This is a genomic window from Streptomyces thermocarboxydovorans, from assembly GCF_039524635.1.
Taxonomy (GTDB): Bacteria; Actinomycetota; Actinomycetes; order Streptomycetales; family Streptomycetaceae; genus Streptomyces; species Streptomyces thermocarboxydovorans.
On the sequence record NZ_BAAAGU010000030.1, the window covers coordinates 18,658 to 42,501 of the forward strand.

Below are 23,844 nucleotides of genomic sequence, written 5' to 3' on the forward strand. Positions count from 1 at the left end.
CTTGACACCATTGAACACCGTGAGGCCCTCGTCCCCCGACGTCTCCGCGCGCATGTCCCGCCAGGCCAGCAAGGACACCAGTGCCGAACTGGCCGTACGACGCCTGCTGCATGCGGCGGGCCTGCGCTATCGCGTGGAGTACCCGGTGCCGGGCATGGCGCGGCGTCGTATCGACATCGCCTTCACGCGGGCGAAGGTGGCGGTGCTGATCGACGGGTGTTTCTGGCACGGGTGTCCCCTGCACGCTACGTGGCCGAAACAGAACGCCGAGTGGTGGCGAGCCAAGTTGGATCGGAACATGGCGCGCGATCGTGAGACCACCGAGCATCTGACCGCGCAGGGGTGGACGGTGTTGCGGTTCTGGGAGCACGAGGCTCCTGAGGAGGTGGCCGTACAGGTGCGGACCGCCGTGGCACGGCGTCTGGCGGAGAAGGGGCGGGGGCACCGGAAGTGGGCGGACTGACCTTCGTGGACGTGTGCTCCGGTGCGGGTGGCCTCGCCCTGGGGCTGGAGCGGGCCGGCTTCGAGCCACGTCTGTTGTTGGACGACGACGAACTCACGGTGGAGACGCTGCGCCTCAATCGGCCGCGCTGGAACGTGCTCCACGCCGATCTCGTGGACTTCGACCCGGTCGAGCACCCCGAGAGCTATGACGTGGACCTTCTCTCGGCGGGTCTGCCACGGGTGCGGTCCAGCGCCACCGTGGGACGGGCGGACTCGCAGACCGAACTGCGCCTGTTGAGAGCCACGATCCTCCTGGTGCACGCGATCAAACCGCGGGCGGTGCTCATCGAGAACGTCCCCGAGCTCGCTCACGCCGAGGAGTACCGGCCGTTCCGGGATTACGCCCGAGCGGAGCTCGTCCATCTGGGATACGCGTTCAGCTGGTTCGTGGTGAACGCCGTCGACTTCGGCGTGCCGCAGAACCGCAAGCAGGGCGTCCTGGTGGCCGTCGAGCGGAGCCGAGCCCACGCCTTCCGGCCACCCGCTCCCACGGTGCGAGAGCCGAGGACGGTCGGTGCCGTCCTCGGGCCGTCCATGGCCGCACGCGGATGGCGGGACGCCGCCCGCTGGGCCGCTCAGGCCGACGAACCGGCTCCGACTCTGGTCGGAGGCTCGAAGAACCGCGGCGGCGCCGACCTGGGGCCGACCGGCGCCAAGCGCAAGTGGGCGACCCTCGGCGTGGACGCGCACACGGTGGCCGACACGGTCCCCGGCCCGGACTTCGTCTGGGCCCCGGAACTCGGCAGGGACAACATGGTGAAGCTCACGACCGACCAGGCGGCACTGCTGCAGGGATTCCCGGAGTCGTGGCGGATCGCCGGGCGCAAGACCGCCCGCTACCGCCAGATCGGGCACGCGACACCGCCGCCCGTCGGAGAGGCGCTGGGCCGGGCGATCGCGGAAGCCCTGGACAGCGACTCGGCACACTTCCCGGCCGGCTAGACTTCCGCCACATGACCAGCACGGCACCACACCAGTCCATCCTCGACAAGCCCTATGTCCTGGATCTCTTCGCCGGGCCCGGTGGGCTGGACGTGGCCGGACACGTGCTGGGCGTCCGCAGCCTCGGGATCGAATGGGACCGGAGCGCCTGTCTGACGCGCTACGCGGCGGGTCTCGAGACCTTGCACGCCGATGTGAGCGCGGTGCGCAGAGACTCCTTCGAATCGCTGCCGCCGGATATCAATGTGCTGGCCGGCGGTCCGCCATGTCAGACGTACTCGGTGGCCGGAAAGGGTGCGGGCCGCAGAGCTCTGGACGAGGTCAAGCGATACATCGATCGTCTGATGGCGGGCGAGGACGACGCGGAGATCGACAAGGATCTGAAGAACCTCAGCGATCCCCGCACCGCGATGGTCCTCGAACCCCTCCGGTACGCGATCCGCGCGACCAGGAGCCCGAGCCGGGATCACCGCCCGTACGACGTCATCGTTCTGGAGCAGGTCCCGGCGGTCGAGGCGCTCTGGGAGCAGTACGCGAAGGCGCTGGAGGGGAACGGCCTGCCCGACGGGACTCGGTACAAGGTCGTCGTCGACGTGCTGGACACGGAGACTTACGGGGTGCCGCAGACGCGCTCGCGAGCAGTGCTGATCGCGCGGCGCGCCGAGCTGGGCGCGCCCTCCCTGCCCGCGCCGACCCACCGCGCCTACGAGGCGAAGGCGTGGAACAGGATGAGCGCCAGGTCCTCGACCCACGCCCATCAGCCCACGCTCGACGAGAGGGACACCCCGGACCCCGACGACGATCTGCTGCCCTGGACCTCGATGGGGCAGGCTCTCGCGGAGCCGGTGGGCGGGCACCCGGGCCGCAGGGTGCCGTTCCTGGTTCGCTCGAACTACGGCAGCTCGGGCAACCCCGGTCGGCGCGGAGTACGGACCGACCGACAGCCCGCCGCCACCGTCACCGGCCGCATCTCCCGCTTCGTGGTGTTCGAGCACCTGAACGAGAAGATCGTCCGGGAGGGCGCGAGGTTCAGCATGAACGAGGCGGGGATGCTGCAGAGCTTCCCGCCCGACTATCCGTGGTCCGGTACAGCACAGGCCCAGCAGGTGGGCAATGCCGTCCCCCCGCTGTTCGGTGCGCATCTGCTGAGTGCCGCTCTGGGGCTTCCCGCACCCGATCCGCAGACCCTGAGGAAGCCGTGGCAGCGGGCCACGGAGGAGCAGCGCGCCAAGCTGCGCAGCGAGGGTTGCGGGGCCGCCGACCACTGCACCCCCCGCTGCCCGCGCCCCGACGAACAGGCGACGCGGTAACCGCCCGGTGGGGTTCAGTCGCCGTTCTTCCTGCCCCTGATCGGTGCGGTCTCGAACAGCTCCGTGAAGTAGGCGGTGAGCGCGTCGACGGATTCCTCGGGCACGGGGTCCTCGTCCGGCCCTTCGGGGAGTTCGTGCCGCCCGACCGGCGGTGCCGAGGCAGCCTCGTCGATCCACTCCCGTAGCCGGGCGGGGTTCCTGGGCTCGTCCGGTGCGAGCACGTCGTAGATCAGGGTCGCTCCGGCCGCGTTGATCGCGGCGCTCAGGCCGTTGATCTCTCGACCGGTGGTGACCGTGCCCCGCTCGAGCAGGCGGACCAGTGCCTGAGCCGTGGGTCGGTGGTCGATCAGGTCGAGGCGGAGAACCGTGTGGATGAGGTCCTGGTTCCCGCAGGCGATCTCGACCGGCCCGTAGTCGGGTCCGTTGCGGAAGAGTTCGGCCGCCCACCACAGTCTGGAGAAGCACTGCCGGTCCGCCGGGCCGCGAAAGCGCTCGGCGGCGATCCGCCGCTCCGGGTGCCTGGCCGTCGGCTCTCTCAGGTGCCGCCAGGCCACGTAGTCGGGGGCCACTGCGAGGGCCAGGTGGTTCCACAGTCGCTTGTCCGCCGCCTCTCGCCGGGTCAGACGCAGCGTCGCGTGGAGGCGTGGGGCCAGCCAGGCGTCGGCGCGAGTCCGGTCCTCCCGGAACTCGAACATGGCGTCCTCCACCAGGCTGCGGATCGGTTCGACCCACCACCTCGCGTCGTCCTCGGGCAGCTCCTCGACGACCTTGGCGAGGTCGATGCCACCGTGGACCTGCTCACCTCTCAGGAGTTCCTCGGTGAGGAACGTGTCGACGGCCGATGCGGGCAGCAGCGCCAGACGCTCCGGTACGTGGTCGGGCTGGGTGATCACGTCTCGCTCTCCCGGTTCATCTGTTGCAGGGCGCGGATGACATAGCCGAGCGCCCTGGATGCCTCGGCGCGGCGGACCGCCGCGTAGTGGATGCGGGTCTGGAGTTCCGCCCAACCCGACTCTCCCGTGCGTCGGCGGTGGACCTGCCGCAGGGCCTCCTCGACGTGCACGCCGGGAACGACGTCGGGCAGCATCTCCCGCAGCACCTCGCCCTGCCAGTCGGTCGGGAAGACCGGGCCGCTACCCGGTTCCACCTCCAGGTCGCCGATGGCGCTGTGGAACACCGCGGTCCAGACGTCCGTGGCCATCTGGGCGACCAGGAGGTCTCTCACCTTGCTGTCGACGCCGGAGCCCTTGCTGTCCAACAGCCCCATGACACCCTCGACATCGGTGTTCACGAAGACGGTGGGCACCCTGGCCGAGGTGTCGACGACCCACGGGGCGTCGGCATAGACCCGCAGCCAGTCGCGGGAGCTCCTGCTGAACGAGGCCTTCTGCACCTCGAGTCGCAGCCCCCGGACCGGTTCGTCGGAGACCGTGTCGACGACCCAGCTCCGATCGGTCTCGGCGATCGACCGGCCACGCACTCCGTCCACCGTTCCGACGGCGTACACGGCCAAGGAGGCCCGCCCCAGGTGATCGTCGCGGAGCACCTCCACGGAGCCCGACCAGTCCCGACCGTTCTCCGTGTCTCGCGTAAGTTCCGTCGAGGTACGGACGTTGGTCTCCCCGTCCGTGAGGACGGCGAGCACACGCAGATCGGACCAGGCGGCGTCGGGCGCGTCCGCCCCGGGCGGCAGCGTGGCCGAGAGACCGATCGTGGCGCTCGACCAGTCGTCGTGCCCGGCGATGCCGAGTGCCACGGCCTGCTGCTGGGTGGAGTACGCGGTGGTCTCCAGTCGGTCGCGGGTGCCGTCGGGGAGCCTGAGGGAGACCGAGGTCACCCGGAGCGTGATCGGACGGTTGAGCCGCTTGTACGGGTAGATCTTCACCGCGTCACTCACCCTTCCCGGCACGCAGTTCGAGGACGAGGCGGGTGAGCGAGGTCCTGACCGGGTGGCTGGTGATGTCGGTTGCCCCTCGGAACGTCGCGCTGCGGATTCCGGGTGCGAAGCGCAGGGTTCCGTCCTGCACCTCGCAGCCCTCGACAGCCACGAGTTCGGCCCACTCCAGTCTTGGGCGGCCTCCGGAGCGCACGTCCAGCTGGGCGATCGGCACCATCGGGACGACCTGGTCGCCCTTCGGGATGCTCACCTCCGCGGTGATCTGCCACTCTCCCCCGTCGCCGATCGTCGCCTCGAGCCCTTCGAGGACCGGTATCACCGGTCCGGAGGGTGCCTTCGCCTTCGGACGCTTCCTCACGGTCAGCGCCTTGCGCAGCGCCTCACCGCCTCCTTGGTTGCCGCGCCTGGGCCGTGCGACGAGGTCCCTGACGGCGTTGTTGACCTCGCTGGTGAGCATGCTGATCCGCCGGTAGGCGGAGGGCGACCAGCGAAGGGTCAGCTCCTCCGTCTGCCCCCAACGATCGTGCTCGGGCGGTTCCGCCGCCCGCAGGAACTCCTCGGCCTCCTGGGCGAAGGGGGCGGACTCGCCCGCCGCCTCACCCACCAGGAGCACGGCCTGGAAGGGGTTGGTCCCGACCGGCAGCCTGGGGACGCCGGCCTTCCTGACGGTCATGCGGTTGCCGCGCAGGGAGTGCACCTGGTTCTTCGTGCCGTCCCTGTCCTCGGCCTCGGTGACCAACAGGACCGCTTGGTGCGTCCCGAGGGTCCCGCGCGCTCCTCCCTGGAGCGGCAGCTTCAGCGGAACGGTCCTCGCCGCCACCTGCCCGGCCTCGGTGAGTCGGTCCACGGTGGCGCCCTCGTAGTACGCCCGCAGGGCCCGGGTGCGGGAGGGCTGCTCCACGGAAGGGTCCACCTGTTGTTCGGGCACGACCTCTTCGCCGTTGCGCAGGGCACGGACGGAGACCTCCAGGAGCGGCAGTCTGCCGCCCCCACCGGTCATCGCGGCCCAGAAGTCACGCCCCAGTGCCTCGACGAGACGCCGATGCATCCGGCGGATGTCCCGCGTGTCCTCGCTGCCCTCCTCCTCGGTGATCTCGTCATCGCCCTCGGACACGCTGCCCTCGAGGCTGGCCACGTCGTGCGCGCCCACGATGAGGAAGGAGGTACCGGGTTCGTCGCTGTCCCGGGTCAGGTGCAACCGCGCCACGGTCTCCTCGTCCGCCCACCAGGAACGAACCACCCTGGCACCCGGCGAGTCGGGATCGGGACGACCGAACCAGGCTGGGCCCGCGTACGGTTCGCCGTTCACCTCACGCCAGGGCAGTTCGAGGCGGCCGATGACCCGCCGCTCCGTCCGCCCCTCGTGGGGCACGGAGAGGGTCGAGTTGATGAGCACGAGCCCCAGGGCGCTGGTGGCCCACAACGTGGCCTTGCCCAGGCCGTAGGAGCCACCGGCGGCGGTACCGGACTTGAGGCTCTCCAGTTGCCGCCGGACCACGGCCGCGAACTTGCCGTCGGCGTAGTCGTCCCCGGTGAGGCCCGAGGCGTTGTAGTCGTCGACCCGCAGCAGGACCAGACGACCCTTCTCGTACATGTCGCGCACGCCGGCGTCGACGACCCGACCGACCTTCTGATGTCCGGCGATCTCGGAGACGGCCGAGTAGTGCGGGAAGAGCTCGTTCCAGAGAATCGCGTCGCGGAAGGCGTCCAGGGCCTCGCCGGTCAGCTCGTGCAGGGTGTAACGGACGCGGACCGGGCGTCCGTTGTCGGTGAGGCGCTCGTCGAGGCTGTTCTGGCAGGTCTCACGGGCGAGGACCTGCACGTCGGCGTCGAAGGCGAAGGCAGCGGCATTGCCCAGATCGCGACCACCGTCGGGGTATCCGGGCCGGTGGTACCAGGTGAGCGGGAGGCCGGACCGGGTGTCGGTGGTGCGGGTGTGCACCGTGCTCACATCTGTGCCGAGTGCCTTCGCGATGTCCGCCATGACAGTGGGGCGTGGCGTCGATCTCCCGGTGATCCACGCGGAGACGGCGGCCCGAGTCAGTCCCAGTTCCTCCGCCAGTTCGGCCTGCGTCTTCCCCGCGAGCTTGAGCTGACGGGCCAGCCAGGGCCCGAACTCCTCACCAGTCTCCACGCGTCACCTGTCTTCCCTCGAGGCGTACCGGGAGGCTAATTTGACAAGAGAGACCATGTCAACTGACAGTTGACCGGAGCTCGGTCGTCCGAGTCGATCACAACGACGACCAATATGCCCGATTCGACCCCACTGTCCCCACCAGGAAACAGGAAAGCGGAGTCAGTTCCGAGAACGAACGGAAGTTCGGGGGTTGCGCCGTTGAGTAGCGATCGATAACTTCCATCACGATGGAAAAGCCGTCCCGCCCACGAGACCCCAATTAGGGGGATCGAGCGGCCGGGAACACGTGTGCTCGAACAGTGTCGGCGACAGGCAGAAGAACTTTCACAGAAAGCCTGCGACGCGACGACTTCACCGCTATCGTGATCGGCCACGAAGAAGCATCTGTTCCACGGGGGGCGTGGGGGCACGAAATTAACCCCTGTGCGACAGACGCCATGCATCAGGGGGGATTCACTCCATGGAGGAGCAGAACTCAGGCGACTTCCCGAAATCGTTCCGGAAGTGGGTCGCTTTCGAGCTGAGCAGTAGTCCAGCACCCGGCATGGTCGGGGCGGCAACCGTACACTCCGCCTCGCCCTGACGTACGGCACGTCCGGCTCCGAGACGCCGTTCGACTCCCACGGGCCACCTTGTTCCTATCCGGCCGGCCCGTTCTCAGACATTCGCCCGTGCCTCGACCTGCCCAGGGGTGCATCAACCGTGCCGTCCTCTTACTCTCCGGTCATCGAAACCGTCCTGCAGCAATCGTCTCGCGTCCTGCAGACCTACGCCGTCGACCCCGGTCTCGTGGCCGAGCACGCGAACGGTGAACGTCGTATCACGCAAGGCGGATACGGTGACCGCCAGCTTTTCGAACTCGTCCAGAACGCGGCCGACGAAATGGCCGACGATCCCGGTGGACGCATCCACGTCGTTCTCACCTCGACGCATCTGTACTGTGCCAACGAGGGGAATCCGGTGACCCCGGAGGGCGCCGAGACGATTCTCCGGATGAGCATGTCGAGGAAGCGCGGAGGTCAGATCGGACGCTTCGGCGTCGGTGTCAAATCCGTCCTCGTGGTGACCGACGCTCCTCAATTCTTCAGCCGCACCGGGAGTTTCGGGTTCGACCGCGACTGGTCGTACGAACGGATCAAGTCCGTCCCCGGTGTCACGGATCGCTACGGATCGGAGTTCGACGCACCGGTCCTGCGGATGGCCCGCCCGCTCGACGCGCAGGCCGAACGCGCCACCGACCCCGTCCTGGACGAGCTCCTGACCTGGGCGATCACCGTCGTGCGCCTGCCCCTTCTCGAGAAGGCTGACGAGCGCCTGGGGCAGGACATGCATGGGGGCCGAGCCGAGCATCAAGGCGAGCAGCGCGAGGAGTTCCCCGTCGGTTTCCAGTTCTTCTCGCCTCACGTCGGCAAGGTGGTGCTGGAGGACCGGCGGCCCCAGCCCCCGGCGATCCGCATTCTGACGGCACGTCAGTCGGGCGCGCTGCGCACCGTCGTCGAGGAGCGGACCGGGAAGACGCCGGCCACCGAGCACTGGCGCGTCTTCACCACCACCCATGAGCCCGGCCCGGCCGCCCGCGCCGACGCCGGAGAGCTGCATGACCGGATCGCGCTCGACCTCGCCTGGGGCGTACCGGCCCTGGAGAAGGACCCGGACAGCGGCCTGTACGTCAGCCCCCGTTCGCGCGGCCGCGGGAGGTTCTGGTCCTTCTTCCCGACCAAGTACGAGATGTCTCTGAGCGGCATTCTCAACGGGGCGTGGAAGACCAACGAGGACCGGCAGAACCTGCTCGACTCGTCCCCCTTCAACCAGGAGATGATCCGCGTCTCCGCGAGGCTGGTCGTCGACTCCCTGCCCGACCTGGCACCCGCCGAGGACCCGGCCGCCTATCTCCCGCTGCTGCCCGGCCGTGTCAAAGAGGCGATCAGCTGGGCCGACGAGTTCCTGACCCGGGAGATCTGGGCACGCACCGCGGACCGTCCGTCGCTGCCCGACCAGGACGGAGTTCTGCGCCTTCCCAAAGAACTGCGGATCCACCCGCGGCTCGACAAGGACCCGAAGCGACTGTCCCGTTGGCTGCGCATGTGGCACGAGTGCCCCGGACGCCCGTCGAACTGGCTGCACCCGAACGTCGAGGCGGACTCACTGCGGTCCGGCAAGGTGGAGCACATCCTCGGGGCCGCCGGCCACGAACGCAGCGACGTCCGCACCTGGCTGGAGGCATTGGTCGAGAGCGGCACCGCCGAGGCCTCCGCGGTGGCTGTGCGGATCCTCGCGGACATGATCGAGGCCGGCAACCCGCACGCCGCGGAGGCGCGCCAGGCTCGCATCGTGCTCACCGAGGAGCACGGTCTGGTCGCTCCCGTGCCCGGCAAGGTGTTCCGCCGCGCCGACCAGGGCGGGTTGCGCGAGTCCCTCGTGTATGTGGTCGACGAGATCGCCCAGGACCCGTCGTCGGCACACGCCCTCGACGTGCTGGGCATCCGTGAGGCCGATGCCGAGGGCCGATTCGTGAGCGTCTTGGACCAGGGCTTCGACCACTACCGCGAGTCGGACTGGGAGCGGTTCTGGGAGCTGTTCCGTCAGGCAGGGGTACGACGTCTGGCCCACAAGGTCATGGAGCGCGTCCCCTCGCCCCGGTCGACGCTCCGCGTGCGCACCGCCGACCGACGGTTCCGGCCGATCGAGGACTGCATGCTGCCCGGCGTCGTGGTCGACCCGGAGCGCGATCCGAGCGTCGCCGTCGACATGAAGTTCCACTCCGACGACACGCCGTTCTTCACCCAGGTCGGGCTGCGGGACCGACCGACAAGCGGGGTGCAGCCCGGGGCCGATGAGGCCTGGTTCCAGGAGTACCGCGAAACCGTCCACGCCGCCTGTCTGCGCGGCCTGGACGCTCGTGCCCCACGCCCCTCGCTGACCAGGTTGAAGGTGGAGGGCGCCCCGATCGGTGGTCCTCTGCACCTCTTCCGCGCCCTGTCCGACGAGTCGCGTGCGCGGTTCCTGAAGGCGCTGCCCGACGACGCCGTGGTGGACAACTGGACGCGTCAGATCGGCGCGCAGAGCAGCACCAGGCAAGCGGTGACCTCGCCGATCCGGTGGATGCTGCGGAAGTACGGCACGGTCGCCACCTCCCAAGGCGTCAAGCCGCTGCGCGAGGCGGTCGGTCCGCAGCTCGCCGCCTACCGCGACGTGCTGCCGGTCGCCGACATCTCGCACGAGAAGGCCCGCAGGCTCCGGCTGCCCAGCACGGTCGACGAAGTGCCTGCCGACCGTTGGGACGCGCTCCTCGACGAGGTGTCCCGCAGTGAGGACGACACGTTCGTCGGCAAAACCTACGTCATGCTGACGCGCATCGGCGCAGACTTCCCCGAGGACTCCTTGACCCGTTGCCGGATCGGTGACACCTGGGGCACCCGACCCGACGACGAGATCACCGTCGCCGTCGGCCCCGCCGAGTACCGGGCGCTCCGCGCGGAGCAGCTGCCGGCACTGCTCGTACCGACCGCCGAGGACGCCGAGCTGATGATCGAGAAGTGGGGCATGCTCCGCTACGCCGACGTGATCAGCCGGGAGACCCGCGAGGTCCCCGAGGGCGGACCCGTTGCGTTGATCGAGCTGTTCCCGGCTCTGCGGCAGCGGCTGAGCAGCGGGAACCGGAACACCATGGTGCAGCGCTGCACCGAGCTGGAGGAGATCACCCGCACGCCCGACGGCATGCGCGCCGAGCCGCTGGAGGCAGTCAGTCAGAACGGCGTGGTCAAGGTGCGCGTTCCGCTGGCTCCTGAGCAGATGCTGATGCTCGTCGACCGGGAACTGGGGCTGGGACTGGGTCCGGCCGGGTGCCGGGCCGTCCTGGAGCACCAGGAGCGCATGGCCCGGGACAGAGAGCTGAAGGCGGCACGGGAGGCGGTGCGCGCGGCCGAGGACGTCGTGGACAAGATCGAGCTGCTGATCGGCGCCGACGCCCTCCGTGCCGGCCTTCCCGAGGGACTGCTGGAGGCCGAGCGGCAGGTCACAGGCGGCGCGGAGCCGTCGGGGCGCCGGATCGCGCAGATGGCGTTCCACGCTCACGGCGACGGTGTGCTCCAACAGCACGCCAGGGACATCCAGGCCCGCTTCCCCGACGCGCCCGTGGGATACACGGGTTCGTCGGCCGCCATCGCCTTCGTCTCGGGGCTGGGCCTGCCCGTCGCGTTCGCCGGCTCGAGGACCCCGCCCCCACCGCCGTTCGAGACCGTGGAGGGCCCGCGGAACTTCCCCGGCCTGCACGACTACCAGGAGGACCTGGTCCGGAACGTCTCGGACATGGTCGACCGACTGGTTCCCCAGCGCGGCATGCTGTCCCTGCCCACGGGGGCCGGCAAGACCCGGGTGACGGCGGAGGCCGTGATCCGCTGGGTCAAGCGGGTCGGTGACCTCAAGGGGCCGCTGCTGTGGGTCGCCCAGACCGAGGAGCTGTGCGAACAGGCGGTGCAGAGCTGGAAGTTCGTGTGGAGCAAGGTCGGCGCGGAGCGACCGCTCACCATCAGTCGCCTGTGGGGCAGCAACGAGGTCGGGAACGTCGTCGGGCACCCGCACCTGGTGGTCGCCACCGACGCCAAGCTGGAGCGGTGCCTGGACACCGACCGCTACGCCTGGCTTCGCGAGCCCGTTCTGGTGATCGTGGACGAGGCGCACACCGCCATCTCCAAGCGGTACACTCACGTACTCGGTCTGCTGGGGCTCACCCAGTACGAGACCTCCCGCCATCTTCTCGGACTGACCGCCACCCCTTTCCGCAATCGCAACGAGGAGCAGACGCGCCTGCTCATCCGGCGTTTCGGCAACCGGCGTCTCGACGAGGGGGTCTTCCCCTCCGGTGATCCGTACCGCGACCTGCAGGAGTGGGGCATGCTCGCGCAGGTCGAGCACCGCACCCTGGAGGGTGGCCGGATCGTGCTGGACCGGGACGAGAGGGCTCACGCGGAGCGCATGGCCGTGCTCTCCCGGTCAGCCGAACAGCGACTCGCCGACGACCATGCGCGCAGCCGGCGCATCGTCGACTCGGTGGCCGAACTACCTGATGACTGGCCCACGTTGCTGTTCGCCACGTCCGTCGATCACGCCAAGTATCTGGCGGCCATGCTCAACGACCTGGGTGTCCCGTCCGCGGCGGTGGACTCGACGACCAGCCCGCAGGATCGCCGTGCTCGCATCGAGCGCTTCCGCGAAGGAGGCATCCGGGTGCTCACCAACTACGGCGTGCTCACTCAGGGGTTCGATGCACCCGCCACTCGGGTGGTGGTGGTGGCCCGTCCGGTCTACAGCACCAACGTCTACCAGCAGATGATCGGCCGGGGCCTGCGTGGACCCAGGAACGGCGGCAAGGACACCTGCCTGATCCTCAACGTCAGCGACAACATCGCCAACTTCGACACCCAGCTCGCCTTCACCCAGTTCGAGCACCTCTGGAGCCGGAAGTGACCGACGCCTACCTCGACAGTCCCGCGCTCACCGCCGAGCAGCGGGCCGTGGTCGAGCAACCCTGGGACGCCCGGGTCCTCGTCACCGCGCAGGCCGGGGCCGGCAAGACGCACACACTGGTGCGCCGGCTCGACGCGCTGTGCGGGCACGAGGACCCCGAGGAGGCGCTGCAGGCGGCCGAGATCCTGGTGCTCACCTTCTCCCGAGCGGCCGCCCGGGAGCTGCGGGAGCGCATCGCCCGACACGGTGATCGGGCCCGTCGGGTGCGCGCTCAGACCTTCGACGCCTGGGCCTACGGGGTGCTCGCCCAGGCCTGCCCGGACGGTGAGTGGGGCTCGGTGGGTTTCGACGAGCGGATCATCGCGGCGACCGACGCCATAGAGAAGGGCGCGTTGGAGATCGGGGACGCGGTGCCTCCCGCCCACGTCATGATCGACGAGGTACAGGACCTCCTGGGGGTCCGCCGGGAACTGGTGGAGGCGGTGCTCGACCGGTACCAGGACAGCTGCGGCTTCACGATGGTCGGCGACGCCGCCCAGTCGGTCTACGGATTCCAGATCAAGGACCCGTCCGAGCGCGCCGACGAGACGGGCCGGTTCTTCGACTGGCTGCGCTGCTCGTTCCCCGACGACCTGGTGGAGCTGCAGCTCACCCGGAACTTCCGTGCGGTGACCCGCGAGGCCAGGGTCGCGTTGGCCCACGGCCCCCGACTGCAGCAGGTCACCGACGCGGAGGAGGCGGGGCGGCTCTACGAGGAACTGCGTGACCTGCTCCTGGATCCGGCCAATGCTCTGGCGGACCTCACCGATCCCCTCACCCTGAACAATCTGCGAAACCTCTCCGACACCTGTGCGCTCCTCACCCGCGACAACCGGCAGGCCCTGGTGGTCTCCGATCTGCTCCACAAGCACGGCGTCGAGCACCGGCTGCGTCGCCCCCTGGAGGAGCGACCGGTGCCGTACTGGGTGGCCGAGCTGCTGCGCCGCACCGAGGCGACCGGTCTCACCGAGGACCGGTTCCGCGCCCTCCTCGGTGAGATACCTCTGCCGTACGAGCCGAACACGGACGCTCTCTGGACGGTGTTGCGCCGGGTCGCACGAGGCGCCGGGCGCAATGTGCTCGACCTGGAACGGCTGCGCCGGGCGGCGGCCGACGGTCGGTTCCCGGACGAGGCCGCCGATCCGGAGACCACCCGGCTCGTCGTCTCCACCGTGCACCGGGCCAAGGGCCTGGAGTTCGACCAGGTGATCGCCCTGACGCCACCGACCGTCGCCGAGCTCCGCAAGCAGCACAAGGAGGAACTGGACCTCCCCGCCGAGGCCCGCGCCCTGTACGTGGCGATGACCCGGGCCCGTCACGACCTCTACCACGTGGGCTCTCCCGAGCTGCCGAAGTTCCGAAGAGCGGGGGGCAGAAGCAACGGCCGCCGGTACGTCGGCGGCTGGAAGTCCTGGGAGCGATTCGGGATCGTCGCCGAGGCGGGCGACGTGTGCCGGGACAACCCGCCCGCCCATGACACCGGAGGCGCAGAGACCCAGACCTACCTCCTGGAACAAGTGCACCCAGGGGACGAGGTGGTGCTGCGCAGGCGCCACGACATGCCGACGGGTGAGTACCAGAGCCCGCCCTACGCCCTGCTGCACCGGGGACGGGAGATCGGGGAGATGTCCGAACGGTTCCGTGAAGGGCTGTACCAGGTGCAGAAGGTCAGCCGGACGTGGGAGCCCCGGTGGCCCGACGAGATTCACGGCCTGCGGATCGACACCTTGGAGACCGTGACCGGCAGCATCGCCGCCGGCGCCAACGCCGGCCTCGGCGATCGTGGTGTGTGGATCGCCCCGCGCATCACCGGAATCGGGTGGTACCGCAGCGCCGACAGAGACAAGGAGCAGCGCGCATGACGCAGACGACAGACCCGCACGCCGAGCACTACCGGGTGCGCGACGAGGAACTGCTCGCGGGGCTCCGCCGTGAACTCTTCGGCCCCGACGAGGAGGCCGACCCCGAGGAGAGGGCGGAGGTCCTCGACCAGGACGCGCCGATCGATCGGTATCTGACCGGGGTGCTGTATCCGCGCGCCTCCAGGGAGCGGAGGATCGAGAACGCCGCCGAGCAGGACGGCCTGGACACCGCGCCCGTCTCCACGCGTGGGAACGCAGAGGAGGCCGCCGATACCGACGACATCGGTGTCTCCGGGGACAAGAGGCCCTCGTCCATGGGGCTGACCTTCGCGGTCGATCCGGCCGAGTGCGACAGGATCACGATCTCGACGTACGCGGCCGTCTACGAACCCACCGACGCCGAGGGAAAACCGATCCCGGCGCGACGGGCCGAGGCGCGCACCACGGCCGAACAGCGGGAACGGTGGCACCGCAGGGAACTCGCTCTGCCTCCCGAGACGGTCGACGTCACCACCCCGGTCGGCGACAAGCGCGTGGACCTGGACGACAGAGCCCAGCTGCGCATCATCGTCCGTCGTGCCGACCCGACCACGAACACGGTCACTGTGACGGTGACGCTGGTCAACAAGCAGCAGGTCGGTGAACGAGACCTCCAGGACGCCTTCGCCCTCTTCCAGTGCCGCCTCACGGTCCGAGCCGCCAACGGCTCCAGCGCGTTCGTCGAGCGTCCGGCTCCGGACTCCGCCCACGATCCGGAGATCGCCACCAGCCGACTGCTGCACCGTCACGCCCCGACCTTCGCGGTCGGGCACGGTTGCGCCGCGGCCTGGGACTGGGACCCTTCGCCGATAGGCGTGGACGACGCCCGCCCCGCCGCCGTCCCGGAGGTGCGCACCGAGTTCGTGCCCAGCGTGGAGGTGCTGCTCACCGACTCCAACCCGGAGATCGACAGCTCCTCGCTGTCCATGCTCGGCCTCGCCGAGAACCCCGACGCCGAGGTTCTGGCCGCCCTGGAAGCTCTGGCCAGGGGGTACGAAGACTGGATCGACCGCAAGGCGGTGGAGGCGGACGCGCTGGCAGGCGGCCCGCACGAGAAGCCCGCGCAGGAGCAGGTGAGGGCATGCCGTGAGGCGCTCGGTCGCATCCGTGCGGGTATCGACCTGCTGCGCACCAAACCGGATCTCATGAGGGCGTTCCGGCTCGCCAACCAGGCCATGGCGGACCAGCGGGCGCGGAGCGCCTGGGTCAAGGGCGGACGCACCGGTGCACCCGACCTGGCTGCCTGCCGGTGGCGTCCCTTCCAGATCGCCTTCATGATGCTCTGTCTGGCGGGCATCGACGACCCGAAGCACGACGATCGAAAAATATCCGACCTGCTCTGGTTCCCCACCGGTGGCGGCAAGACGGAGGCCTATCTCGGGCTGATCGCCCTCACGTCCTTCCTGCGCCGCATCCGCAAGGGCCCCGACGGCGGCGGTGTCACCGTGATCATGCGCTACACCCTGCGGCTGCTCACGCTGCAGCAGTTCGAACGCGCGGCGATCCTGCTCTGCGCCATGGAGAACCTGCGGCGCCGGACGCCCGAGTTGGGTCATGAGGAGTTCTCGGTCGGCATGTGGGTCGGGCGCTCGGCCACGCCGAATGAACTGTCCGTGGCCGCCGCACGGCTCGACGAGCTGCGGGCGAACCTCGACAAACGGCTCGCCACCGAGAACCCCGTCCAGCTGCATGCCTGCCCTTGGTGCGGCACGGGTCTGGACGCCAGGAACTACGAGGTCGACGAGGACGCCAGGCGGATGTACGTCCGCTGCCCCGACGCCGACTGCGACTTCAGGGACGGCCTGCCCGTTCATCTGGTCGACGAGGCGGTCTACGACGCACGCCCCACCTTGGTGATCGCCACCGTCGACAAGTTCGCCTCGATGCCGTGGCGTCCGAAGACCTCCGCCCTGTTCAACCTCGACGACCCGAACGACCCCACGCCTCCCCCGGAGTTGATCGTCCAGGACGAACTGCACCTGATCTCGGGACCGTTGGGCACGTTGACCGGCCTGTACGAGACCGCCGTGGACGCGTTGGCCGACCGCCCCAAGGTGATCGCCTCCACGGCGACCATCCGTCGCGCGGCCGACCAGGGACGCCACCTCTTCGCTCGTGAGGTACGGCAGTTCCCGCCCGCCGGCCTGGACGCCCGCGACTCGTGGTTCGCCGTGGAGTCACCGCGCGAGGCGAAGGCGAGCCGCCGCTACGTCGGGCTGCTGGCCCCGGGCACCAGTCAGTCCACACTGCTCATCCGGACCTACGCCACGCTCCTGCACAGGGCACGGCACGCGAACACCACGGACGAGGTGCGTGACGCCTACTGGAGCCTCGTCGGCTACTTCAACAGCCTGCGCCTGCTCTCGGCGGCCGAACTCCAGGTCCACGACGACGTGCCGGCCTACCTGGAGCTGCTCGCGGAGCGCGAAGGCGTGGCCGTACGCTCGATCCCCAACTACTCGGAGCTGACCAGCCGTATCGACGCCAGTGAGATCCCCACGCGTCTGAAGGGCATCGAGAAGAGGCTGCCCGACCCCGACACCGTGGACGTCCTGCTCGCCACGAACATGATCGCGGTGGGGGTGGACGTGGATCGACTCGGGCTGATGGCGGTGATGGGACAGCCGCAGACGACCGCCGAGTACATCCAGGCGACCAGCCGGGTCGGCCGGGCCCGCCCCGGCCTGGTCGCGGTCATGCTCAACGCGGCGCGCGCCCGTGACCGCTCCCACTACGAGAACTTCCAGCACTTCCACTCCGCCCTCTACCGCGAGGTCGAGTCCACCTCCGTGACCCCCTTCTCCGCCCGCGCACGCGAACGGGGTCTGCACGCGGTGATCGTCGCTCTCGCCCGCATCCTGATCCCAGAGGCCCGCCCCGACGAAGGCGCGGGCAAGGTTGAGTCCTACGAGGACGTCCTCCGCGGCCGAATCAAGACACTGCTGATGGACCGTGTGAGCGCGGTGGCCCCCGAGGAGGCCGAGGGCGTCTCCCAAGGGTTCGACGAGTTCGTCGAGTGGTGGCTCAAGCAGGCCGACACCCACGGTGGGCTGCTCTTCGAACCGAAGCCGGGCAAGAGGACCCCTTCGCTCCTGAAGGCCTACGACGACGAGTCGGAGGACAGGCACGCGTGGTCCACGCTCTGGAGCCTGCGCGACGTCGACGCCGAGACCGCCCTGTTCATGGAGGGAACCCGATGACCCCACCGCCCGCCCGTCGCCGCCGGACCGGCACGAACGCGAACGTCCCCGCCCACACGTTTCTGCGTCGCGGTACGGTCCGCCGATCCCAGGCCATCACCACGTACGGCGTGGGGTCGCTCATCGCCGTCGACCACGAGTCCTTCATCGTCTCGGGCCTGGACGAGGCCGACCGGAGCTGGAGTGCCGACGAGGCCCCGCGGATCCACGAGCGGCGGCTGGAACGACTGCTCGGTGTCGACCACTTCCGACTGCCGCCCGCATCCGGCGACACCAGTAAGGACGGCCTGCGGGTCCGCCGCTTCCCGCAGATGCACTCGTGCCCCGAGTGCAACGAACTGCAGCCGCACCGCGACTTCAACCCGCCCGCCGGCCGCAGCGTATGCGGAACCTGCGAGACGGAGCTCGTGCCCTCTCGTTTCGTGGTCGCCTGCGAGGCCGGACACCTGGGCGAGTTCCCGTACTGGCACTGGGTCCATCGCTCCGAGGACCGATCTTCCACGGCGGCCGGCAAGTGCGGCGGCAGACTCAGGCTCCGCACGTCCGGGCGGACCTCCTCGCTCCGCTCCATCCTCGTCTCCTGCACCTGCGGACGGGCTCCGGAGGTCTCGATGGAGGGTTCCTTCCGCAAGAGCGCCCTCAAGGACTTGGGACTCACCTGCAGAGGCACTCGCCCTTGGCTGGGCTCCACGGCCCCGAATCAGGAGTGCGGGCTCCCCCTGCGCACCTTGCAGCGCGGTTCCTCCTCGGTTTGGCAGCCGGTGCTCAAGTCGGCTCTTTCCATCCCGCCGTGGAGCAGCGGCCGAGCGGATCCGCTCGCAGGTCACTGGGAGAAGCTCAGGAAGTACGACGACAGGGCGGCCGTCCAGATCTATCTGGACGCCGTGTTCGACGAGGGTGTGTGGCCCGTCACGCTGGACGAGGTGATGGAGCTGCTCGCAGCGGAACGCGAGGAGGATCCTGACGGCGAGACGGACGCCTCCTTCGACCACCGCTATCGCGCCCTGCGCAACAAGGAGTACGAACGGCTCCGCGCCGGAAACGAGGAGAGCGACCACTCTCGCGACGAGCAGTTCGTCTGCGAGCCCCCGCTGGGCGATCAGAGCGTGCTCGAGCCCCTCGGGGTCACCGGACCGATGCTGGTGAAGAAGCTCCGAGAGGTGCGCGCCCTGAAGGCGTTCACCCGCCTCGTCGACGCCGAGTCGACCACGGACATCAAGGAGATGCCGCTCTCCCAGAAGCCGCTGCGCTGGCTGCCGGCCATGGAGGTCCGCGGCGAGGGCGTCTTCCTCCGCCTGGACGAGGGCCGGCTGGGCGCCTGGGAGAAGGCGACGGCGGTGGCGGCCCGGGTCGAGCGCATGCGCGCCGCCCACCAACGCCTCCTGGAGCAGCGCGCCCCCGACCCGAGCCGGGCCGTGCCGTCCCCGGCCACACCTCGCATGGTTCTGCTGCACACGCTGGCGCACGTGTTGATCAACGAGTGGAGCCTGGAGGCGGGCTATCCCTCCGCGTCCCTGCGCGAACGTCTGTACGCGGCCGACGACATGGCCGGACTGCTCGTCTACACCGCGACGAGCGACTCGGCCGGCAGTCTGGGCGGTCTCGTCGCACAGGGCGAACCCGAGCTGCTCGACCGCACGGTGCGTTCGGCCCTCCGCCGCGCCGCATGGTGCTCCTCCGACCCGCTGTGCATGGAGGCGGAGGCATCGGGCACCGCCGGGACGAACCTCGCCGCCTGTCACGCTTGCGTGATGCTCCCGGAGACGAGCTGCGAGCACAACAACATCTTGCTCGACCGCGCACTGCTCGTAGGCACTCCGGAAGAACCCGACGTGGGCTTCTTCGCGAGAGCACGGCACGACTGACGTAGATCCAGCATCCGTCTCATGCCCGACCACGGGGAGGTGGCCGACGACCACCGACTGCTTTGTGCGCGTCACCTCCCCAGCTCCGCCTCGTACCGCGTCTGCACACGGTCCAGTGCTGACTCCACATCACAACCGTGTGCACGCAGCCAGTGCAGGTAGTCCGTGATGACGGTGATCACCGACTCCTCAGCCATCACTCGCCCAGCCCTGCCCACGCCCGACAGACAGTGCTGGGTCGTATCTGTGTACGTCCCCCGCGCCTCGGTCCGCCTGCCTCCGGAGGTCTCCACAGGGGTGCTCGGGGAGGTGAGTCCGGTCGCCAGCTCGCACCAGGTGACCTTGCGGTCGGGGCCGAGCTCAACGCCCCACCGTTCGGCGAGTGCGTCGATCAGAGCCATGCCTCGGCCGCCCTCCGACTCCATGTTCGCGTCGAGCAGGGTGGGCAGGGCGCGAGTGTCCGGGTCACGGACCTCGATGCGCAGCCGCATTCCGTTCATCGAGACGCCGAGCGTGGCCGGCGTCCCGGGGCCGACGTGCGTGATGACGTTGGCCACCAACTCGCTGACACAGAGCTGAGCTTGGTCGATGACCTCGTGCAGTTCCCAGAGGGCTAAGTGCGACCGCATGACTCGGCGCAGCCCCGCCACCTCCTTGGGTTCGGCCGTGAAGGCCAGATCCCATGACGTTTGTCTCATGCATGCTTCCTGGCCCACGAGAACCCCTCTCCGCGCGACGTGACCCCATGGACGACTGACAGTCATGGGGCATCACGGTGCGTTGCTTCGCCACCAGAGTGGAGCTCGCGTATCCCGTCGTGCAATGTGCACGGCGGGATTCCCACGACCGAGTGATTGGCAGGCACAAGCCTTGGCGCAAGACTGAACGTCCGCTATCCGAAACGGGGTTGATATGGCCGGATCACCCACCGCCCGCCGGCGTCGCCTGTCGATCGAGCTGAAGAAGCTCCGCGAGCAGAGTGCGCTCACCTGCGCTCAGGTCGGCGAGGCGTTGGACTGGAGCGGTTCCAAGGTCAATCGCATGGAGACCGGCAGCGGGCGGGTCCAGCCGTCCGACGTGGACGCGTTGTGCCGCTTCTACGGCACCACGGACGAGCTCCGCGAGTTCCTGAAGTCACTGGCCCGTCAGGCCAAGACGCGTAGCTGGTGGCAAGTACACGGCTCGGGCGTGCCCCAATGGTTTTCCATCTACATCGGCCTTGAACAGGACGCTTCCACCTTGCGCCAGTATCAGTGCGAGGTACTGCCCGGTCTCCTCCAGACAGAGCCGTATGCCCGCGAACTGCACACCTGCGGCTCGTACCTGCCTCCTGAGGACATCGAGCGCGCCGTCCGCGTGCGCCTCGAACGTCAGTCGATGCTCAACGCTCCCGACGCCCCCGACTGCTGGTTCGTGGTGAGCGAGGGGGCGGTACGCAGGGTTATCGGCGACCACGAGTTGATGCAGGCGCAACTGGAGCACCTGTTGGGGGCAGTAGATCGGCCGAGTGTGACCTTGCAGGTGTTGCCGTTCGACGCGGGCACTTGTCCCACCACCGGGTCGTTCACCTTGCTGGGGTTCCCTGATCCTGAAGACCCGGACATCGTGTACCGGGATGGCATTACGGACGCGATGTACTTGGAGGGCGAGCCCCATGTCCGCGAGTACAACCGCGCCTTCGACGAGCTGAGGGCCGCCGCCCTGAGCCCGCGGCGGTCCATCCAACTGATCAAGGACATGGTGAAGGAAGGCACACAGTGAAACCCTCGCCCGGTAACAACACTCAGCCCCCGCCCGCATGGGTCACGTCGTCCTACAGCAACGGGGCGGGAGGCGAATGCCTCGAGTGCGGAGCCGGGGGCGACCGAATATGGCTACGCGACTCGAAAGTCGGCGCTGACGTAGTCGCTTCCGTCAGCCCCGAGGCATGGCACACCTTCACGCGTGCGGTGCGGCAAGGCTGGTCGGAGAACCGCTGAGCGGCCGAGTACCCCCCGAGTCTCCAGCCGCCCCGGGCCCCTGCAAAGACCCGTCATCGAGGCGTGAGCAAACAGAACTCGTTGCCCTCCGGGTCGGTCAGGATCGTCCAGTGGATGTCGGACTGATCGATGCCGGGGTCTCCGGCGCCCAGGGCGCGCAGGCGGGCCTCCTCCGTCGCCATGTCGTCGCCGGGGTAGGGCCTGATGTCGAGGTGGACGCGGTTCCATACGCGCTTGGGGTCGGGCGTGCGGACGAACTCCAGGTAGGGGCCGACGCCGGCGCTGGAGCGCATGCTCGCGTGATCGTCGGCGACCTCGTGCACCGTCCAGTCCGTCGCCTCGCCCCAGAAGCGGGCCATCTGACGCGGGTCGGCGCAGTCGACGACCACCGCGGCGATCGGCCCCGTGTCCTGGTAGACCGGACGGGGTTCCAGAACGCAGAACTCGTTGCCCTCCGGGTCGGCCATGACCGTCCAGGGGACGTCGCCCTGGCCCACGTCGGCGAGCGTCGCGCCGAGTTTCTGCAGGCGCTCGACCGTCTCCGCCTGGTGGGCGGCCGAGGTGGTGGCCAGGTCGATGTGCACCCGGTTCTTGACCGTCTTGGGCTCCGGGTCGGCGATGAGGTCGATGCAGACCGCTGAAGGGTCGGGGTAGGAGAAGCCCACGGGTTCGAGATTGGTGACGCCGGGCGCCTCGCTGTCGATCCCCCACCCGAGCACCTCGGCCCAGAACCGGCCGAGCGCCGCGTCGTCCTGCGCCTTCATGTTGATCTGCACGAGTCGCGTAGCCATTCGGCCGATCCTAGGGCTACCGCCGCCGCCCCACCCGTTTTCGAACCAGGCCTACGCGGTCGTGACGATGGGTGTTCCCCGCCGAGCCAAGGGGTCCGGTTCCGGGAGTAGGCCAAGGGCTCAGCACGCGGACTCGGTGACCGGCTCGAGGTGCGGCATCTGAAGCGCAATCCGCGGGCGGCACTGCATGTGCCGGACGGCAGTGTGTGGTCCTTCGCCGTCGCCGAGGGGCTGGCCGAGGTCTCGGAGATCACGTCCGTTCCGGGCGACGCGGTCGGGCGGGAGCTGCTCGGGATGATCCCGGAGGGGGAGCGGCCGGAGGACGAGGCGGCGTTGTTGGAGGAGCTGGTCGCCGAGCGGCGGGTGGTCATCCGGCTGAAGGTGGACCGACTGTATGGAACGGCACTCGACGTCGACGCCGGGTAGGCCGGGAGGGGAGGGCGGGAGAGGAGGGGGCGCCACCGGGCCGGGCCGGCGGCCCAGAGCGTCAGTCCAGGTCGCCCCGTTCGATGCAGAACTCGTTGCCCTGGGGGTCGGCCAGGGTTACCCAGCCCTTGCCGTCGGGGCGGGTGTGGTCGGCCAGTTGGCGGGCGCCGAGGGAGAGGGCGCGGGCCACTTCCTCCGAGCGGGTGCGGCCGGTGGGTTTGAGGTCGAAGTGGAGGCGGTTCTTGGTCGCCTTGGCCTCGGGTACGCGGACGAAGAGCAGGCCGGGGCCGAGGCCGGCCGGGTCCTCGATCAGGGCCTCCGGGTCGCCTGGCTTGTCGTCGTCGGAGAGGGGGCGGCCCAGCACCTCGCTCCAGAAGGTGGCGAGTTCGTAGGGGTCGCCGGTGCAGTCGAAGGTGATGTGGCGGATCGTGGGGTTCACGGGGGGGCTCCAGGGGCGCGGCGGGTCGGTCTCGCAGGATGGCGTGGCGGGAGGGGCGGCGTCGACGGGTTTCCGGGAGCAGCCACGAGTTCGGAGAGGGCTGCCCGACCGGCACCTCGGCCCCTGAGCCGTCGGTCTGCCCGACCGGCACCTCGCCCCCTGAGCCGCCGGCAGCGCCCGCGGGAGTTAGCCTCTGGGCAGGTGAGACACGCGCCCCGGTAAGGGGCACGGCAGCAGGAGGCAAGGCATGGCGAAGGTTCCCAGCTCGGTGGTGGCCGCGAGTGGACTGGTCGGCGGCTACGGCGTCGCCCGCTGGACGCGGAAGCGGCAGCTGGGCGGGGTGGTCCTCGCCGCCGCCGGTGCGACGGCCGCGCGGCAGTGGCGGCAGCAGGCCGGCGGGGTGGCCGCGAGTGCGCTGACGGCCGCGTATGTCGCCGCGTTCGCCGGGTCGCATCCGCTCGCCAAGAAGGTGGGCGCCTGGCCGGCGGTCTTCGGTGTCGCCGGTGCCGTGGCGCTGGCCTCCTGGGCGGTCGCCGACCGCCGCGGCTGAGCTGAGCAGAGCAGAGCAGAGAAGCGGGGCGTCTTACGCCTTGTGGGTGAGGACGTTCACCACGCGGCCGGTGGGGTCCCTGACGAAGAAGCGGCGCACGCCCCACTCCTCGTCCCGCAGCTCTCGTACGATCTCCGCGCCCGAGGCCCTGACCTGGGCGTAGACGGCGTCGACGTCCTCCACCTCCACGCTCAGGTCGGGGACCACGGGGGCGGTGCGTTCCTCGGTGAAGAAGCTGATCTGGGCGGTGGGGTTGGACGGGGAGGCCAGGGTGACCACCCAGCCCATGTCCATGACCTCCTCGAAGCCCAGCAGGCTGTAGAAGTCGCGGCCGGCGCTCAGCTCCTGGGCGGAGCCGACCTGGATGTCGGGCATGATCCTGCGGATTGTCATGGGTC

Annotated in this window: 17 protein-coding genes and 1 pseudogene; 11 read left to right on the forward strand and 7 right to left on the reverse strand. The window is 69.4% G+C overall.

The genetic code is table 11. The features are described from left to right. Positions 1 to 52: 52 nt before the first annotated feature. From ABD198_RS15595 to ABD198_RS15605, 3 genes are read left to right on the forward strand one after another with little or no spacing between them, the layout of a single operon-like run. Positions 53 to 463, forward strand: a complete 411-nt coding sequence (locus ABD198_RS15595) for a very short patch repair endonuclease (protein WP_167994131.1) — start codon at positions 53 to 55, stop codon at positions 461 to 463. After that, entirely contained in the window at positions 451 to 1,446 is a 996-nt protein-coding gene (locus ABD198_RS15600; RefSeq protein WP_344001522.1) for a DNA cytosine methyltransferase, read from the forward strand. The genes ABD198_RS15595 and ABD198_RS15600 overlap by 13 nt, the downstream gene beginning before the upstream one ends. A gap of 11 nt (positions 1,447 to 1,457) precedes the next feature. After that, the gene (locus ABD198_RS15605) at positions 1,458 to 2,756 is read left to right on the forward strand and encodes a DNA cytosine methyltransferase (protein ID WP_344001524.1); all 1,299 of its coding nucleotides are present in this window, start codon (positions 1,458 to 1,460) and stop codon (positions 2,754 to 2,756) included. Positions 2,757 to 2,770: 14 nt separating this feature from the next. Here ABD198_RS15605 and ABD198_RS15610 read toward each other — a convergent pair whose 3' ends face one another. From ABD198_RS15610 to ABD198_RS15620, 3 genes are read right to left on the reverse strand one after another with little or no spacing between them, the layout of a single operon-like run. Then, positions 2,771 to 3,649: a DUF6339 family protein gene (locus tag ABD198_RS15610; protein ID WP_167993941.1), complete on the reverse strand. Its 879-nt coding sequence runs from the start codon at positions 3,647 to 3,649 to the stop codon at positions 2,771 to 2,773. After that, complete coding sequence (locus tag ABD198_RS15615) at positions 3,646 to 4,641, reverse strand: hypothetical protein (RefSeq protein WP_344001622.1); 996 nt, start codon at positions 4,639 to 4,641, stop codon at positions 3,646 to 3,648. Before ABD198_RS15615 ends, ABD198_RS15610 begins: the two co-directional genes overlap by 4 nt. A gap of 4 nt (positions 4,642 to 4,645) precedes the next feature. Continuing rightward, positions 4,646 to 6,787: a helix-turn-helix domain-containing protein gene (locus tag ABD198_RS15620; protein WP_167993939.1), complete on the reverse strand. Its 2,142-nt coding sequence runs from the start codon at positions 6,785 to 6,787 to the stop codon at positions 4,646 to 4,648. A gap of 705 nt (positions 6,788 to 7,492) precedes the next feature. On the opposite strand from ABD198_RS15620, the gene ABD198_RS15630 reads away from it, so the two are divergent. The 4 genes from ABD198_RS15630 to drmB are packed head-to-tail and all read left to right on the forward strand — an operon-like array spanning position 7,493 to position 19,261. Beyond that, the gene (locus ABD198_RS15630) at positions 7,493 to 12,256 is read left to right on the forward strand and encodes a DEAD/DEAH box helicase (RefSeq protein ID WP_425580484.1); all 4,764 of its coding nucleotides are present in this window, start codon (positions 7,493 to 7,495) and stop codon (positions 12,254 to 12,256) included. Further along, a complete protein-coding gene (locus ABD198_RS15635) occupies positions 12,253 to 14,157 on the forward strand; it encodes a UvrD-helicase domain-containing protein (RefSeq protein WP_344001528.1) in 1,905 nt (634 codons plus the stop codon). The genes ABD198_RS15630 and ABD198_RS15635 overlap by 4 nt, the downstream gene beginning before the upstream one ends. Continuing rightward, positions 14,154 to 17,396 carry a helicase-related protein gene (locus ABD198_RS15640; protein ID WP_344001530.1) on the forward strand — a complete coding sequence of 1,081 codons (3,243 nt, stop codon included), beginning with the start codon at positions 14,154 to 14,156 and terminating at the stop codon, positions 17,394 to 17,396. The genes ABD198_RS15635 and ABD198_RS15640 overlap by 4 nt, the downstream gene beginning before the upstream one ends. After that, entirely contained in the window at positions 17,393 to 19,261 is a 1,869-nt protein-coding gene (drmB, locus tag ABD198_RS15645) for a DrmB family protein (protein WP_344001532.1), read from the forward strand. Before ABD198_RS15640 ends, drmB begins: the two co-directional genes overlap by 4 nt. A gap of 71 nt (positions 19,262 to 19,332) precedes the next feature. Here the strand turns inward: drmB and ABD198_RS15650 are convergent, their stop codons facing one another. Continuing rightward, positions 19,333 to 19,959, reverse strand: a complete 627-nt coding sequence (locus tag ABD198_RS15650; protein ID WP_344001534.1) for an ATP-binding protein — start codon at positions 19,957 to 19,959, stop codon at positions 19,333 to 19,335. 214 nt (positions 19,960 to 20,173) lie between these two features. Here ABD198_RS15650 and ABD198_RS15655 point away from each other — a divergent pair, with 214 nt between their 5' ends. Both ABD198_RS15655 and ABD198_RS15660 read left to right on the forward strand, forming a co-directional pair. Beyond that, entirely contained in the window at positions 20,174 to 21,022 is an 849-nt protein-coding gene (locus ABD198_RS15655) for a helix-turn-helix domain-containing protein (protein ID WP_344001536.1), read from the forward strand. Further along, positions 21,019 to 21,240 carry a DUF397 domain-containing protein gene (locus ABD198_RS15660; RefSeq protein WP_167993927.1) on the forward strand — a complete coding sequence of 74 codons (222 nt, stop codon included), beginning with the start codon at positions 21,019 to 21,021 and terminating at the stop codon, positions 21,238 to 21,240. Before ABD198_RS15655 ends, ABD198_RS15660 begins: the two co-directional genes overlap by 4 nt. 53 nt (positions 21,241 to 21,293) lie before the next feature. Here the strand turns inward: ABD198_RS15660 and ABD198_RS15665 are convergent, their stop codons facing one another. After that, positions 21,294 to 22,031 carry a VOC family protein gene (locus ABD198_RS15665; protein WP_167993925.1) on the reverse strand — a complete coding sequence of 246 codons (738 nt, stop codon included), beginning with the start codon at positions 22,029 to 22,031 and terminating at the stop codon, positions 21,294 to 21,296. Positions 22,032 to 22,169: 138 nt separating this feature from the next. Here ABD198_RS15665 and ABD198_RS15670 point away from each other — a divergent pair. After that, positions 22,170 to 22,457 (forward strand): annotated as a pseudogene (locus ABD198_RS15670) (pyridoxamine 5'-phosphate oxidase family protein); the annotation flags it as partial. A gap of 61 nt (positions 22,458 to 22,518) precedes the next feature. Here ABD198_RS15670 and ABD198_RS15675 read toward each other — a convergent pair. Beyond that, a complete protein-coding gene (locus tag ABD198_RS15675) occupies positions 22,519 to 22,896 on the reverse strand; it encodes a VOC family protein (protein ID WP_344001540.1) in 378 nt (125 codons plus the stop codon). A gap of 247 nt (positions 22,897 to 23,143) precedes the next feature. On the opposite strand from ABD198_RS15675, the gene ABD198_RS15680 reads away from it, so the two are divergent. After that, on the forward strand, positions 23,144 to 23,446 hold the full coding sequence (locus ABD198_RS15680) for a hypothetical protein (RefSeq protein WP_167993919.1): 303 nt from the start codon (positions 23,144 to 23,146) through the stop codon (positions 23,444 to 23,446). 33 nt (positions 23,447 to 23,479) lie between these two features. Here the strand turns inward: ABD198_RS15680 and ABD198_RS15685 are convergent, their stop codons facing one another. Continuing rightward, on the reverse strand, positions 23,480 to 23,839 hold the full coding sequence (locus tag ABD198_RS15685; RefSeq protein ID WP_344001543.1) for a VOC family protein: 360 nt from the start codon (positions 23,837 to 23,839) through the stop codon (positions 23,480 to 23,482). Positions 23,840 to 23,844 lie beyond the last annotated feature (5 nt).